The sequence below is a fragment of the Shewanella donghaensis genome (assembly GCF_007567505.1).
GTDB classification, from domain to species: domain Bacteria; phylum Pseudomonadota; class Gammaproteobacteria; order Enterobacterales; family Shewanellaceae; genus Shewanella; species Shewanella donghaensis.
The window spans coordinates 3318041-3334819 of the sequence record NZ_CP041783.1 but is presented as its reverse complement, the minus strand read 5'-3'; the positions used below and the strand labels follow the sequence as shown (position 1 = coordinate 3334819).

At 42.5% G+C, this 16779-nt stretch carries 14 protein-coding genes; 1 reads left to right on the top strand and 13 read right to left on the bottom strand.

The features are described from left to right. Positions 1–293: 293 nt before the first annotated feature. The 12 genes from FPK91_RS14205 to FPK91_RS14150 form a co-directional block, all read right to left on the bottom strand. A complete protein-coding gene (locus FPK91_RS14205) occupies positions 294–1277 on the bottom strand; it encodes a formate dehydrogenase subunit gamma (RefSeq protein ID WP_144211859.1) in 984 nt (327 codons plus the stop codon). Positions 1278–1351: 74 nt separating this feature from the next. Further along, the gene (gene fdh3B, locus FPK91_RS14200; protein ID WP_144211858.1) at positions 1352–1921 is read right to left on the bottom strand and encodes a formate dehydrogenase FDH3 subunit beta; all 570 of its coding nucleotides are present in this window, start codon (positions 1919–1921) and stop codon (positions 1352–1354) included. A 28-nt stretch (positions 1922–1949) separates the two neighbouring features. Further along, positions 1950–4805 carry a molybdopterin-dependent oxidoreductase gene (locus FPK91_RS14195; RefSeq protein ID WP_144211857.1) on the bottom strand — a complete coding sequence of 952 codons (2856 nt, stop codon included), beginning with the start codon at positions 4803–4805 and terminating at the stop codon, positions 1950–1952. 17 nt (positions 4806–4822) lie between these two features. Then, positions 4823–5020 (bottom strand): formate dehydrogenase, encoded by a 198-nt coding sequence (locus FPK91_RS14190; protein WP_144211856.1) that lies wholly within the window; start codon positions 5018–5020, stop codon positions 4823–4825. An 804-nt stretch (positions 5021–5824) separates the two neighbouring features. After that, on the bottom strand, positions 5825–6835 hold the full coding sequence (locus tag FPK91_RS14185; protein ID WP_144211855.1) for a formate dehydrogenase subunit gamma: 1011 nt from the start codon (positions 6833–6835) through the stop codon (positions 5825–5827). A gap of 48 nt (positions 6836–6883) precedes the next feature. Beyond that, positions 6884–7480 carry a formate dehydrogenase FDH3 subunit beta gene (gene fdh3B, locus FPK91_RS14180; RefSeq protein WP_144211854.1) on the bottom strand — a complete coding sequence of 199 codons (597 nt, stop codon included), beginning with the start codon at positions 7478–7480 and terminating at the stop codon, positions 6884–6886. A 26-nt stretch (positions 7481–7506) separates the two neighbouring features. Continuing rightward, positions 7507–10356, bottom strand: coding sequence for a formate dehydrogenase subunit alpha (locus FPK91_RS14175; RefSeq protein ID WP_144211853.1), 2850 nt, complete (start codon positions 10354–10356; stop codon positions 7507–7509). Positions 10357–10373: 17 nt separating this feature from the next. Then, complete coding sequence (locus tag FPK91_RS14170; protein WP_102435964.1) at positions 10374–10577, bottom strand: twin-arginine translocation signal domain-containing protein; 204 nt, start codon at positions 10575–10577, stop codon at positions 10374–10376. A 139-nt stretch (positions 10578–10716) separates the two neighbouring features. Continuing rightward, entirely contained in the window at positions 10717–11403 is a 687-nt protein-coding gene (locus FPK91_RS14165) for a TorD/DmsD family molecular chaperone (protein ID WP_144211852.1), read from the bottom strand. Between the two features lie 10 nt (positions 11404–11413). Next, a complete protein-coding gene (locus tag FPK91_RS14160; protein WP_144211851.1) occupies positions 11414–13093 on the bottom strand; it encodes a 4Fe-4S binding protein in 1680 nt (559 codons plus the stop codon). Positions 13094–13245: 152 nt separating this feature from the next. Beyond that, positions 13246–13878, bottom strand: coding sequence for a DUF3306 domain-containing protein (locus tag FPK91_RS14155; protein WP_144211850.1), 633 nt, complete (start codon positions 13876–13878; stop codon positions 13246–13248). Beyond that, complete coding sequence (locus FPK91_RS14150; protein WP_144211849.1) at positions 13878–14342, bottom strand: DUF3305 domain-containing protein; 465 nt, start codon at positions 14340–14342, stop codon at positions 13878–13880. Before FPK91_RS14150 ends, FPK91_RS14155 begins: the two co-directional genes overlap by 1 nt. A 418-nt stretch (positions 14343–14760) precedes the next feature. Between FPK91_RS14150 and FPK91_RS14145 the strand changes: the two genes are divergently transcribed. Continuing rightward, a complete protein-coding gene (locus FPK91_RS14145; protein WP_193559169.1) occupies positions 14761–15600 on the top strand; it encodes a formate dehydrogenase accessory sulfurtransferase FdhD in 840 nt (279 codons plus the stop codon). Between the two features lie 123 nt (positions 15601–15723). On the opposite strand, the gene rlmF is transcribed toward FPK91_RS14145, so the two are convergent. After that, on the bottom strand, positions 15724–16773 hold the full coding sequence (gene rlmF / locus FPK91_RS14140) for a 23S rRNA (adenine(1618)-N(6))-methyltransferase RlmF (RefSeq protein ID WP_144211847.1): 1050 nt from the start codon (positions 16771–16773) through the stop codon (positions 15724–15726). Positions 16774–16779: the final 6 nt, after the last annotated feature.

Sequence of the window (16779 nt, the reverse complement as noted above, 5' to 3'; positions counted from 1 at the left end):
ACGCAAGCAACGCTTATAAGCTGCAAGTCAGGAAGAATACTCTGAATCAAGCAACTAGAATGTTAACTATCTAGAAGTTGTCGATTAATAACAACCATATGAGTTGATTTTTACCATCGAGATCACAAATTAGCACTCATTAAATAATCAACTTCTAATGTAAACTATCACTTTGTTAAGCCTAAGAAAAACCTTTGTTAAAACATTGTTCTTTCAACGCCAGGTACAAAAACACCCCCAAAACCTAAGTTACTGGAGGTGTTTTTACTACGGTTCGTAATCTATAAGACTATTTAATCTTTATATTTTAGTTCGCCATTAGCTTTAATTTCATCATACCAAAGGTTGTGATGTTGTTTCGCCCACTGCTCATCACAGTAACCTGAAACCATACAATCCATACCACCTTCTGACATAGCGGTTGCCATGAAGATATGCACGATTGAGAAAGCACAGATTACGATAGCGCTCACTGAGTGAGTAACTAGTGCAATCAAGCTTAAAGTACGGCTTGGTTCAAATAAGTTCGGGAACAGTAATAACATTCCTGATACTGAGATGATTAAACCAAATAATGCGAATGCCCAAAACCAAAGTTTTTCACCAGCATTAGCAAAACCAGCATCTGGATGCTTACCTTTAAATGGACCGAAATTGATGTAACCACCAACAACCATCATCCATTTAATATCGTACATTTTTGGCATTTGGTTTTTAGCCCAAAGTCCAACCATTAACGCCCAACCCAACATGAATGGGATAGCCATATAATCGTGAATCTCTTTAGCAACATAGACTAAGCTAGACCACATTCCTTCACTAATATACGGTTGGAAGAAGTAACGGCCAGCCAATAGTACTAAACCAGTCAGAATCAATAACATGCATGGAATAGCACCAAGCCAATGAATTGATACATCAAATTTAGACCAACGATATACCATCTTTCCGGTGAAACCACCGTGTAGTTTTGAAATACCGTTTATTTTCATAAATAGTACAAAGATGATGATCATGCCAAATAACGACGCCAATAAAGCAGGCGCTAGTAAGTCACTACGAAGTTGAAATACACGCAAATCATAAGTATTGATTGGCTGTGCATGGAACTCACTTGTTGAAGTAGTGCGACCTTCTACACCGTCTTTAAGCTGTGCCCATAATTGCGCATTGCCATCTTGAACGGTTAAAGATTCTTCACCACTTGCATGTGCGAAAGTCATGACACTGAACATCAGTGCGATAACAACGCCAATTTGTTTGAACCACTTGTTCATATTGCATCCTCTATGCTATTCGATGCCTGAGTTGCCTCAGGCATCATAGCGAAGCTGACTAACAAGTTTGGAGATTACCCCCAAACTCCTTTGTTAGAACCGCGATAAGCCACACGCTCACGGAAGATTGCAGAAACAATTTCTGCATCACCAGCAAGAAGAGCTTTAGTTGAACAAAGCTCAGCACACATTGGAAGCTTGCCTTCTGCAATACGGTTAGCACCATATTTCTGACGCTCTTCATTAGAGTGATCAGCTTCTGGGCCACCAGCACAGAAAGTACACTTGTCCATCTTACCGCGAGCACCAAAAGCGCCGCCTTGAGGGAACTGAGGCGCTCCGAATGGACATGCATATAAACAGTAACCACAACCGATACAAGTATCTTTGTCGTGCAGTACGATACCGTCTTCTGTTTTGTAGAAACAGTTTGCAGGACATACAGCCATACAAGGTGCATCGCTACAGTGCATACATGCCACTGAGATAGACGCTTCTCCTGGTACACCGTCATTAATCGTTACTACGCGACGACGTTGAATTCCCCACTCTAAAGCAGAGTCGTTTTCGTTTTTACAAGCTGTGACACAACCATTACATTCGATGCAGCGCTTGGTATCACATAAAAATTTCATTGTAGCCATTTGGCAATTCTCCTAGCTTAAACTGCGGTTATGCTTTCTCAATTTGACAAAGCGAAGCCTTGGTTTCCTGCATTTGTGTCACAGGGTCATAACCGTAGGTCATTGCAGTGTTACATGACTCGCCGATAACGTATGGCACAGTACCTTCTGGGTAGTTAGGTGCTAAGCTTTCGCCATGCATTTCACCCGCGAAGTGATAAGGCATCCAAGTTACACCAGGCTTAACGCGTGGAGTGACCATAGCCTTAATCTTAATACGGCCACCTTCAGCGCCTTCTAACCATACTGTGTCACCATCGCGAATGGCGCGATCTGCAGCATCAGCTGGGTTAATTTCAACAAACATTTCTTGTTGAAGTTCTGCAAGCCAAGGATTAGAACGAGACTCTTCACCACCACCTTCATACTCAACCAGACGACCAGAGGTCATTGCTAGTGGGTATTTAGCTGAGTTGTCATTATCTTGAATTGACTTGTACAGAGTCGGTAGACGATGTACTTGCATATCAGCATAAGTTGGGTACTTAGATACAAGATCACGACGAGGCGTATAAAGCGGCTCACGGTGAACAGGTACTTCGTCAGGGAAAGTCCAAACAATACAACGCGCTTTAGCATTACCAAATGGAATACAGCCATGCTTAATCGCAACACGAACGATGCCGCCTGATAAATCAGTTTTCCAGTTTTTGCCTTCAGCTGACGCTTTCTCTTCTGCCGTTAGTTCATCCCACCAGCCAAGCTGTTTCAGCATGTCTGCAGAGAACTCTGGGTAACCATCTGCGATTTCAGCGCCTTTAGAGAAGCTGCCTTCAGCAAGAAGGTTTTGACCTTTGTATTCCACACCGTAACGTGCACGGAAGTTACCACCACCGTCTTTAACGTGTTTGCTTGTGTTATACAGGATTTGAGTGCCTGGATGCTTCTGCTCAGGCGTGCCCCAACAAGGCCAAGGTAAACCGTAAGTTTCGCCTTTAGCAGGTCCGCCAGCAGCTTCAAGAGTCTTGTTGCTGAACGTGCCCCAGTTTTGAGTGTGCATTTTAAGACGCTCAGGGCTTTGACCTGACATACCAATTGTCCACATACCGCGGTTAATTTCGCGAGTAATGTCTTCAATCACTAGTACATCGTTGGCATCTTTAGCGATACGTTTTGTGTACTCGTCTGCAAAACCAAGCTTTTGAGATAAACGGTACATGATCTCAAGATCGGTTTTTGATTCGAATAAAGGCTCGATAACCTTCTCACGCCACTGCTGACTACGGCCAGAGTTAGACACTGAACCTTCAGTTTCAAACTGAGTCGCAGCTGGAAGAAGGTAAACACCATTCTTACGACGGTGCATAACACCCGCCATTGTTGGGAAAGGATCCACAACAACTACTGTGTCCATTTTATCTAGTGCATCACGTACATCGCTTTGACGAGTTTCAGTGTTAACTGATTGACCCCAGAAGAAGCCCATGCGAACGCGATCTTTTTGAGCTAGCTTTTCAGGCGTTTCTAAAACACCGTCATGCCAACGAGAACAAGGAATACCAGGGGTATTCATTGGTACACGGCCCATATATTCGTTTTGGTCGAAACGTGATTTAACCCAATCTAAATCTAGGCTCCATACGTTTGTCCAATGTTTCCATGCACCAGAAGTTAGACCGTAGTAACCTGGTAAGTTATCAAATAACAAACCTAAGTCAGTCGCGCCTTGTACGTTATCGTGACCACGGAAAATGTTTGTTCCGCCGCCTTTAACGCCCATGTTGCCTAGCGCTAATTGAAGGATACAGTATGCACGAGTGTTAGCATTACCTACGTGATGCTGAGTACCACCCATACACCATACAACCGTACCAGGACGGTTATCAGCCATTAATTTAGCTGCTTGGTATACTTCTTCTTCGCTACAACCAGTAATGTCTGCAACTTCTTTAGGTGGGAACTTCTTCGCTTCTTCGCGGATAGTTTCCATTTCGAAAACACGTTCTTGGATGAACGTCTTATCTTCCCAACCATTTTCAAAGATGTGCCAAAGCATACCGTAAATGAATGGAATATCTGTACCAGGACGAAGACCACAATGTAGGTCAGCGTGCGCTGCAGTACGAGAGAAACGAGGATCTACAACGATTAATTTAGCGTTGTTTTTCTCTTTCGCAATAAGGATATGCTGCATTGCAACTGGATGCGCTTCAGCCGGATTTGCACCGATGAAGAAGATTGCATTTGCATTCTGGATATCATTGAAAGAGTTAGTTTGCGCACCGTAGCCCCAAGTGTTAGCAACACCAGCTACCGTGGTAGAGTGACAAATACGTGCAGAGTGATCGACGTTGTTCGTGCCCCACATTGCCGCAAATTTACGATACATGTAGCAGCCTTCGTTCGAAAACTTAGCACTACCCATAAAGTAAACAGAATCTGGACCAGACTCTTCACGAATATCCAGCATTTTGTCGCCGACTTCGTTATAAGCTTGTTCCCAAGAAAGTTTTTTCCACTTTCCATCAACCAATTTCATTGGGTATTTAAGACGCTTCTCACCGTGACCATGTTCACGTAAAGCTGCACCTTTTGCACAGTGACCACCAGCGTTGAATGGGTGATCGAATGCTGGTTCTTGACCAGTCCAAACGCCATTTTGTACTTCAGCGTATAAACCACAACCAACAGCACATGCAGAACAAACAGTACGTTTGATTTCAGTCGGTGCATCGTGCGGTACTTCTTGAGCTTCTGCTCTACGCATCATGCCTGTGCCCATTAATGAAGCAGCGGCGATACCACCAGTAGCAATACCTGCATTCTTCATAAATTGACGACGGTTGATACCGAGCGACTTGCTTGCAGCTTTAGGTGCTGCAGTAGACTTGCGAGTTAACTTCATCGCTTATTTCTCCTGAATTAGCCGCGTAAGCTATCGTAGTAGCTACGAATATGCGCAGTTTCTGTGTAACCATTAGAGTTTTTTGCACTAATGTTACTCTCGGTTGCTTTTGCCACACTTGCACCTGAAACAGCTAAAGCTGCGGTAGCTGCACTACCTACGGTGATGGCTTTCAGCAAAGATCTGCGGTTCAGATCAGGCTGTTGCTTCTTCATCTTTACTCCCGGTTTAATAAACACCTGCTAATCAAGCAAATGCCCTAATAGGCCTTTTTTGATACTTCAAAACCATTTGTTAACAGATGGTTAAGCTGAATATTAAAAAAGGTCAAAACACATATAAATGAATCTAGTCCATAATTAACAGGGCTAATATATAGAGAGATAGGGGGAAAAAGATTGATCTAGCACCAGTTCAGCAACCAAAAAATGCTGTCGATTTAGTAAAGCGTTAACTAGGTCATACTCTGAATATTGAAGAAGTGAAACTGCGCATTTTACACGCCGAATATTTGCAGATTTAAATGTTAAATTTTTTAACAAAACGATTGAGTTATAAGGACTTTATCTGATTTTGGTATTGAGAATATATGCTATTTACTTATTGCTAATTACTCTTAAAACCAGCTTTAATAGTACTATTAGTTATTAAGGGGTAATCACTATCGATTTATTAGTGCCAACTTTATAATTTAACAACCCACTTACTTCCATTGCAATAAACTCGTTATCGCCTTATTCAAATTACAGCCGTTATCACCGTAAAACCATCTCCCGCTTAAGCGGTCATCATTAGCTGATTTGTGGCCATCCAGCACATTTAAATACATAATTTAAGTCTTTCGCTAGAAACACCTTTGTTGAGCAGAATATGCTCTGAAATGAGGGGCCATAAATCAGCTAATGCAGATATTTTGTTGTTGTGCTTTTGGTATGTTTAAAGCGCAGATATAAAAACACCCCAACGAGTAAACTCAGTTGAGGTGTTTAAGGCGTTCACTTTATAATCTTAAGTAATTATTACTCTTGATATTTCAGTGTGCCGTTGGCTTTGATTTCATCATACCAAAGGTTGTGATGCTGGATTGCCCAGTTTTCATCACAATAGCCTGATACCATGGATTCCATACCACCTTCACTCAATGCTGTTGCCATCCAAATATGCACAATGGTAAATGCAATTAGGATTGCAGCACTAATACCGTGAATAAGTAGCGCGGCCATTGAAGCCTCACGCGGTAAATCTAAACCCGGAAGCACCAACATCATGCCTGAAACACTGATAAATAGGCCAAAGAACACTAATGTCCAAAACCACATTTTTTCACCAGCATTAGCAAAGCCACTATCGGCATGCTTACCTTTAAACGGACCAAAATTGATGTAACCACCAACCACTAAAAACCATTTTAAGTCGTACATTTTAATAGTTTGTAGCGGCATCCATTTAACGATACTCAGTAACCAAGATACGATAAACACCGGACCAACCCAATCATGCACTAGCTTGCAAAAGGCTATTATTCCAGCCCAAATACTCGCTCCGACATAGGGCTGAATAACAATTTTACCTAGTATGATGACTAAACCCGTAAGCATTAACGTTAAACAGGCAACAGCCATAATCCAATGCAGCCAAATATCTGCTTTAGACCATCGCTCAACCATCTTGCCTGAAAAACCCTTCGCCAATTTTGCTGGGCCATTTACAAAGTAGAATAGTAAAAATGCAGCAAATACACCCACGAGAGCTAACGCTACTCCAGGAGTAATATAGTCATCTCTAATTATTCGACCTTGATTGCCGGCAACATTAATCAGTACACCGGGTTCAATACCTTGAGCGGTTGTGAAGCCAGAGTCTCCAGCTTTAACTGCTCGCCATAAATCAGCCGGATTTTCTTTCCCTGCCTGCTGCTTACTTGATTGTTCATCTGCCGCTAAGGTTGAGGTTGCAAAACCTAACCCCATCACCAGAACCAACAGAGCAAACAAGCTACGCAGTGATTTGTTTAACTGTTTGTTCAACATTGTCACTCCTTGCTTGGTTACGGGCAAAGCCCGTAACCTTTGCACTGTCTAAACCATTTCACCCGTTTTAGGGTTGTAACCCCAAATCGTATTCGGGTTACCGCGTTTAGCCATACGTTCGCGATAAATAGTCGATACCACTTCGGCATCACCAGCAAGCAAGGCTTTAGTTGAACAAAGCTCAGCACACATAGGTAACTTACCTTCAGCGATACGGTTTGCACCGTATTTCTGACGTTCGGCTTCTGAATGGTTCTCTTCTGGGCCACCGGCACAGAAAGTACACTTATCCATTTTACCGCGGCTACCAAATGCTGTCTTTTTCGGGAACTGTGGTGCTCCGAAAGGACATGCATAAAAACAGTAACCACAACCGATACAAGTATCTTTATCGTGTAGCACAATGCCATCGTCGGTTTGATAGAAACAATCCGCCGGACAAACGGCCATACAAGGTGCATCTGTACAATGCATACAAGCAACAGAGATTGACGCTTCACCAGGTTCACCATCATTGATGGTAACTACGCGGCGACGCTGAATACCCCACTCTAAAGCGGAATCGTTTTCGTTCTTACAAGCTGTGACGCAACCGTTACACTCGATGCAGCGTTTGGTGTCACACAAAAATTTCATGACTGCCATAATGGCTTATCTCCTCATCAAGTTAATTAAGCTTTGCTGATCTGACACAAAGAGGCTTTCGTCTCTTGCATCTGAGTCACAACATCATAACCATAGGTCATTACGGTATTGGCTGCTTCGCCAATAATGTAAGGTACGGTTCCTTCTGGATAATTTTTCGCAAGACTCTTGCCTTCGAAAACACCCGCGAAGTGATATGGCATGAAACATTCACCAGCAATGACTCGAGGAGTCACCATCGCTTTAACTGTGATTTTAGCGCCTTCTGGACTGTGAACGAATACATCGTCACCATCACGTAAGCCGCGATCTGCTGCATCTGCAGGGTTAATCTCAATAAACATTTCTTGCTGAAGTTCTGCAAGCCATGGATTTGAGCGCGTTTCTTCACCACCACCTTCATACTCCACTAAACGACCCGTAGTCACTGCTAATGGGAAGTCTTTTGCAAAGTCTTTATCTTGAATAGACTTATACAATGTTGGTAGACGTGCAACCATGCGATCTTCGTAGGTTGGGTACTTAGAAACCAAATCACGACGTGGCGTGTATAACGGCTCACGGTGAATTGGGATATCATCAGGGAAGTTCCAAACAATACAGCGTGCTTTTGCATTGCCGTATGGCATACAACCATGATCAATCGCCACACGTTGGATACCACCAGAAATATCAGTTTTCCAGTTTTTACCTTCAGCGTGTACTTTTTCTTCAGCGGTTAAGTCATCCCACCAGCCAAGCTGTTTAAGCATGTCTGCGGTAAATTCAGGGTAACCGTCTTGGATTTCAGATCCTTTAGAATAAGAACCTTCAGCAAGAATGTTATTACCATCATGCTCAACACCATAACGAGCACGGAAGTTACCACCACCGAATTTAACTTCACGGCCAGTACGGTAAAGAATTTGCGTACCTGGATGTTTGTTTTCTGGGGTTCCCCAACATGGCCAAGGTAAACCGTAAGTTTCACCTTTAGCTGGACCACCTGGCGCTTCTAAGCTTTCAATATCGAACGTGCCCCAGTTTTCTTGGTGCATTTTCAAACGCTCAGGGCTTTGACCTGTGTAACCAATGGTCCACATGCCTTTGTTGAACTCGCGAGTCATATCTTCAATCAATGGCTCATCACCATTCACTTTAATATGCTTACAGAATTCAGCATCAATGCCCCATTTCTTCGCCAATTTGTACATGATGACGTGATCGGGTTTCGCTTCGAATAACGGTTCAATAACTTGAGAACGCCACTGAAGTGAACGGTTAGAAGCAGAGACTGAACCGTAGGTTTCAAACTGCGTTGCTGCAGGCAATAAATACACACCATCTGTGCGTTCATGCATGACACCTGCCATTGTTGGGAATGGATCCACAACAACTACCGTATCCATTTTGTTCAATGCTTCGCGAATTTCACGACCACGGGTTTCAGTGTTAACTGATTGACCCCAGAAGAATGACATGCGGATGTTATCTTGCTGTGCAATCTTAGATTTGTCTTCAAGTACACCATCATGCCAACGAGAACATGGGATACCTGTTGAGGTCATCGGATCTTGACCTAAATGTGACACTTGGTCGAAACGGCTTTTAACCCATTCGTAATCTAAGTCCCACACATTACACCAATGCTTCCATGAACCTGTTTTAAGGCCATAGTAACCAGGTAATGTATCAAACAATAAACCAAAGTCAGTTGCACCTTGAACGTTATCGTGACCACGGAAAATGTTAGTACCGCCACCTGAAACACCCATATTACCAAGGGCTAATTGGAGGATACAGTATGCGCGAGTGTTAGCATTACCGATGTGATGCTGAGTACCACCCATACACCAAACCACTGTTCCAGGTTTAGTTTCTGCAAGCAGTTTTGCAACACGGTGCATTTGTTCTGCAGGAACACCGGCAACATGTTCCACTTCAGCAGGAGTCCACTTCTTCACTTCTTCACGGATACGTTCCATGCCGTATACACGTTGGTCGATGAAAGTTTGATCTTCCCAACCATTTTCGAAGATGTGCCACAACAGACCATAAATGTAAGGAATATCCGTACCAGGACGAATATGCACGAACTCGTCAGACTTAGCTGCTGTTCGGGTGAATCGAGGGTCGACTACGATAATTTTCGCGCCGCGCTCTTTACCTTCCAAAATATGTTGCATTGCAACTGGGTGAGCTTCACAAGGGTTCGAACCGATAAACATCATCGCTTTCGAGTTACGCATGTCGTTAAAAGAATTTGATTGCGCACCATAGCCCCAAGTGTTTGCAACACCGGCTACAGTGGTAGAGTGACAAATACGTGCAGAGTGGTCGATGTTATTCGTGCCCCACATTGCCGCTAATTTGCGATACATATAAGATTGTTCGTTTGAAAACTTCGCACTACCCATGAAAAATACTGAATCAGGACCAGACTCTTGACGAATATCGAGGGCTTTTTGGCCTACTTCTTCAATGGCTTGTTCCCAAGAAAGTTTTTTCCACTTTCCGCCTTCCAGCTTCATTGGATACTTAAGACGCTTTTCACCGTGTCCATGTTCACGCAGTGCAGCACCTTTAGCGCAATGTCCACCAGCATTAAATGGGTGATCAAATGCAGGTTCTTGACCTGTCCAAACACCATTTTGTACTTCAGCGTAAATACCACAACCCACTGAACAGTGAGAACAAATAGTACGTTTTACTTCAGTTGGTGCATCATATGGCACATCTTTGGCTTCTGCTTTACGCATCATTCCAGCACCAAGCATTGATGCCGCAGCAATACCACCAGTGGCAAATGTAGCTGACTTCAAAAATTGGCGACGATTGAGTCCAAGTGCAGGTTTATCTGCTACTTTGACTTGATCTGTTTTGCGGGTTAATCGCATCACATATTCTCCTTAAATTACTTGCTACTACGTAAAGTATCGTAATAACTACGTACATGGTCAGTTTCTCTATAACCATCACTTTTACCTACAACGGGTGTAGCTTCTGGTGAGGCGGCTAGAGCTTGTCCGCTAACAGTCGCAACTGCGCCAGCGGCACTGCCGACGGCCAATGCTTTTAGCATTTGACGACGACCCATGTCGGAAGCTTGCTTCTTCATAGTCTCTCCTTAAAAGGTAACGTTTGTTATAAGGGTAAAATACCCTCTGTTTTTTTATGGAAGTTGCCTTCCTTTTTGGTCTATGTCGCTACGTTTAACCGTAGCGACATAAATCTTTGCGCCTACAACTTAACACTGCCTAAGAGGCAAGTTCGTTAGTCGTTGGCTCAATTTTTTCATCTGTATCTGTTGCCTGTGCGGCTTCTGAACCTGGGCAATTAACTGGAATATCTAAGCTTAATTGTTCAAATTCATTCGCTTCAGTTTCGAAAAACGCTTTCGCTAACTGGGCAACTGATAAATAAAACTCTGCACTTGGCGTTTTAGCTAATGTGTCACTGAAACGGCCAATCCAACTACCGATATGGCGTTGGTAAAATGCAAGTTGACGATAACCTGGTGCTTCTAAAATCAAGGTACCCATCACTTCACATAATGCAGCAACATGATCTTCTGGTTCTTTAACGTCATCTTCACGTGCAAAGCCCAATTGCATTAGGTCTTGGCGAAGTAGCGCCAATGGTTTATCCATTAGTGAACCTGTCATAAACCAACTTGCATACGGTAATACTTCACCACGGCCAACACCGAAGAAAATTTTGAAATACTCATCTTCAAGTTGTTCTTCTGAGTATTTAGTTGCTGATGCTTTTAGCGCAAGCCATGCATCAGTCATGGCATTACCTTCTTCAGCTTCAACTTCAATTTCAGCTAAAAAAGCCAGTAAATCGGCATTAGGATGGCGACGTAGCAAGGCTGCCAATATTTGATAAATATCTGCCCGTAGTTGATCGTTTTCTGAAATTTCTCTAACTAATTCGGTCATATCTAATCTCTTATCGAAGTTGCTTCTCAGGGTCTTCAAGAATGTCTTCAAACATATCTTTCACGCGGCAATCACCACACATTTTTAAACGCTCAATGTTGGCGTTAAATGCTGAATGTCCACCTATCATATCTATCATTCGATGAACCATCGATTGAGTAGCAAAAGCGGTTCCGCAACGAATACATTCGAACGGAGGCTCTTCTTTTAACGTTTGACGTTGTTGACGTGATACTTGATCCAAATTGATTTGCGGTGTCAGGCTAATCACATTTTCAGGACAAGATGCTTCACACAAACCACATTGCACACAGTCTTGTTCGACAAAATGTAATGCTGGAGAGTCACCACCATCAGTTAATGCTTGCGTTGGACAAGTCGACACACAAGACATACACAAGGTACATTTATCTACATCAACATTCACAACACCGTATGGCACATTGCTCATAGCGATACTGACGTCAGTGGCTGCGGCTTGCTCATTCAAATGATCAATAGCGGCATACAGGGTTTCACGCTTAGTTGTTGGCTCAAATGCTGCTGGTACTATCAATGGCCAATCAAGACTAATGGCTAATCTGTCATCTAAAGATGCTAAGGCTTGCGTATCAATCAGGCTAATACGTTGAGGCTGACCCATTTCATCTAAGATGCTATTAGCAAGTGCTAACTCACCATTTAACATTTGCGTTAATGTCGGTGCGGTTGCATCAGTATTAAGAATAAGCACCTGACGTGCACCCCATGCTAGGGCTGACATCCAATGGTCAATACTTGCTACCGTGATTTCTTCTAATTCCACTGGAATGATGTCACCAACGAGATCCGCGGTAATTAATTCTGCGCCTACAGCGCTATCGTGGAATAAAATAACCGGCGCTGCTTGAGCTTGGTCAAGGTAACGGCTTACTAATTTGTGTGTGTAACTATGCAGTGCTTGTGGCGTCGGTAAATCAAATGCAATTGCCCCTGTAGGACATGCATTTGTACAGCTACCCGCACCATGACAAAGGTAAGGATCGATTTCGATTTTGTGTGCAACACTGCTAATCGCATCTGCAGGACAGAAGTTTAAGCAGCGGTTACAACCATTAACGCCATTACGATTGTGAGCACAAATATCGCTATTCACTTTCACATAACGTGGCTTATCAAACTCACCCACTAAATCTGGGATTTGATCGATAGCATCGGCTAGCTTGTCTGCGTCTTGTCCTACATAGAAATAACCTGGAGGTAGCATTTCTAGGTTAAGACATGGCGTCATGCTCATGTCTAACACAATATCAAAATGTGGTTTACGAATGGCAACAACACTCAATTCAGTGGCAGCTTGCTCTTTATCAGAGCCTTCGTTCTCGACAGTCACTTGGAACTGACCTAAAAAGCCTTTTACTGAAATGAGTTTGTTGTAATAGCTTTCGCTATTAACGGCAGCGTTCATTACTGATTCAAGATGATCTTCATCTTGGCTGGTAATCGCTTCATTTGCCAAAATAACTGCATTGGCCATGTTTGACAGTTTTCCTGCAGCTAATCGAGCCAAATCTTCTGGGCCGATAACTAACACGTTGCCTTCCGTTGTGTAACTGACGGTAGGCGGAATCAAGTTTTGGATAACTTGAGTCTGTGCTAATACCTGCTGGCGAACTTGCTGTAGTTCTAGCGGGGTTTGACTATTGCTCACATTGCGTTCCTGAACAGTGTTTAGCGTGCTAGCGACTTATCTACGCTGTACTTCCCTTATATTCAGGCAAAGGCTTGAATACATCAGCTCGAAAACTATAAGTACGACATCTAGTACACTAAAGTAGTGGACATAAAAATTACTTGTTACGACTAAACCTTGGCGTTACTTGAAACGGAAGTTACCGTTTCTTCAGCCATCACCAGATCATCACTCTGGTTGAGGCTTTCGCCTTCTAGGTTAGTTGCAGACACTAATTCGCTCTTATCATCTATCGCTGGCGAGGCATCAGTTGCTTCAACAACTGTTTCATCTCCCTCACTAGCTAATAACTCTTGTTCTTCTTCCGTTTCATCTTTGTCTTTCATGACATGACGGAAGACTTTTTTCGCCAATTCAGCCGAGACTTCTGCAGACAGTTTCGGTTGGTTACTGTAATCAAGGGCATACTCTAGTAAACCGTCAATTTCGTTATACTGTGGCTGTTTCCATAATGCTTTTAACGCTGCTGATTTAGCTTCAGGTGATACATTGGCACCCATGAATGAAGCAAAACTGCCGCCAACTTGAATTTTCTCTGGATCAGGTAAATCTTCAGCTTCAAGAATTTTCTCTGGTTGAGTCGATTCTAGTGTTTCATCCTCTTGTGAGGTTTGCGCAAGCAGCTGTTCTTCCTCTTGCTTTTGAAGTTGCTCTTGTTGCTCAACGTCACGTGTGGCTTCAGCTTCTACTTGCTCACGTCGCTCAGTCCAACGAGAAAAAAATCCTTTAGGTTTATCGCTCATTAATCTCTCCGAAGGTGATCTGTGCTTGGGCCAGTATCCTTTCGGCGGTTAACATGCTTACGACGTTTAGCTGAAATTTCAACTTCGCCATGACGTGTTATAAATGCTTCCACCCAACAAGCTAGTGCTTGTGGCATTGGCAAATTTAGCACTGGGGTTTCTGACTCTAAGCATCCCGCGGCGACATTTTGGTCACATGAAATCATCGCAGGAACATAGGTACCATCTTCTAACTCATCACATACGATATATAACATGGTGTTTTCCATATCTAAGTTGATACGGTAACTGCCTCGTTCATCTTTATGTAATTCAAACAGAACTAACTTGGCACCTTCAGGCATGTCGTGCGTTGCAGGAAGTATTTCATCGACTTCCCATGTTACTGATGGCCAGCGGCCAATCATTTTTTCGACTTTTTTCAGCGAAACATACATAGGCCAAACATTTTCTGTGTGTTGCATATAAGCCTTGCCCTTAATACATGAATCAACGAGAAAAAAACAAACTACAACCAATACATCAACTTGATTAACAAAAGTTTGACTTAAAACAATGATTTAAGTTTTATTATTTCTCTTAACTATCTTTAATGTGCAAAAATAGTGCCAAGCCAAATGAAACCAAAAAGTAGACCTAGATCTCTTTATCTACATTAAGAGTAGGACAATTTGTCCATATTGCTACTTCAACTAGGACATAAGGCTACGTTAATTAGCGATTGCTGAACAACTTTTGTGCTAGATCACGCATTTACAAACTTCATTGTCGTCACAGGATTAAAAGTTGCTATGCTGATAGTTAATAACACTCTTTTAAAGTTCTCAACATGTGATGCGTTAATCGTCGTCAACAATGATATTTTCAGAGGCCACATTTCTAATGACCCAAACAAACGCCAATACCTCGCTTAAACTGGTCAAAACCAATACTGAAGTCCCTCTCACTATTGCTGTAAAAGCAATTAATGAGCAGGGTGAAACCGTTGATAAATTTGTGGCCTGTGAAAGACCCCTGACGGTTTATTTAAACTGGCAACCTATTGTGACCTTAATGACATTAGGCGCTAAGCCTGAATCTTTATCCTTGGGTTACCTTAAAAATCAGGGTTTTGTGAACGATGTTAGTTTACTTGAATCCATTATTGTTGATTGGGATGTCAATTCAGCAGCCATTATTACTAAAGAGCAAACCGCTGATTTAGATAAAAAACTATCTGAAAAAACCGTCACTTCAGGTTGTGGTCAAGGCACTGTGTATGGCGGTTTCATGCAAGGCTTAGATGACATTAAGCTACCAACACCTGAATTACTGCAATCGACGCTATACAGTTTGCTGAAAAATATCAGTGCTTATAACGAAACCTATAAAAATGCTGGCGCTGTGCATGGTTGCGGTATTTGTAAAGATGACAAAATCCTCGCTTTTGTCGAAGATGTGGGGCGACATAACGCTGTAGACACGCTTGCTGGTGATATGTGGCTAGAGGGTGAATGTGGTCATGATAAGATTTTCTATACCACTGGTCGCTTAACATCTGAAATGGTGATCAAAATCGCCAAGATGGGTATACCAGTATTGTTATCTCGAAGTGGTGTGACTCAAATGGGGTTAGAATTAGCTCAAAAACTTGGGATTACGATTATTGCTAGAGCGAAGGGACGTCACTTCTTAGTTTATCATGGCGCTGAAAATATTGAATTTGATGCAATGAAGGTGTAACTGTTGGTTTAAGTTTTGCCTTAGACTCAAAGTTAGGTTTAGATTTAAACAGCCAAACTGACTTTCAACTGATTGATAACAAGGTGAATATCACCTTGTTATCTTTATCCAACCGAGCCGATATTAAGCATTATTTCTGAATTTAGCCCACTGAATTCTTGTCGTTTCAGGCAAATAACTCCAAGCTAGTACTCGAGTAAATTTATTGCCTTGCTGCATCTCAATGGTTTTTACACAATCAACATTCAGCTGCTTTAATAATTTATAACACGGTTTTAAGTTTTCCGACTTAGACACTAATGAAGTAAACCACAGGCATTGTTGTGAAAAATGCTGGCTTTCATTGATCATATTTTCCAAAAACTGTTGCTCCCCACCCTCACACCATAACTCGGCTTTTTGACCACCAAAATTAAGTGAGGCTGCACTCTTGGTCGCTGCCTGTTTATCAGCATGCTTTTTAGCTCTGTTTGCTGCCAAGTTAGCATTTTTCTTCGCACTGCCCTTGCTAGCATCCTCAAGAGAACGATGAAATGGTGGATTACACATGGTGAAATCAAAGCGTTCATTGCTACCTATGATGCCGCTAAAAATAGCAGTGGCATTGGTTTGATGACGCAATTCTATTTTTGATGATAAATCAGGGTTATGGGTAATAATATCAGCAACATTTGCAATAGATACAGGGTCGATATCTGTGGCGACAAACCGCCAACCATAAGCTTTAGCGCCTAATAAAGGATAAATTCCGTTAGCGCCGGTACCGATATCTAAGGCGCGTACTTTGACGCCTTTAGGCACTTTGTTATTAACCGATAATAGGTCAGCAATGTAATGAATGTAATCGACCCGACCAGGTACTGGTGGGCATAAAAAACCAGTGGGAATATTCCACTGTTCAATTTGATAATCAGTTTTTAGTATTGCCGCATTTAGACTTTTAACCGCTTCAGGATCAGAAAAATCTATTGAAAGATTACCGTAAGGATTAGGTCTGACAAAGTGGGACAATTTGGGACACTTAGCGATTAAACCTTCAAAATCATAACCTTGATTATGCTTACTTCTAGGATGAAGGGTTTTTACCTGCGGTTTAGCTGCGCCTTTGGTTACAGGAGTCGTCGGCGCAGTGATGTTCTTACTCTTATGATGAGTTGTTTTACTGTTTTTCATTAAAGA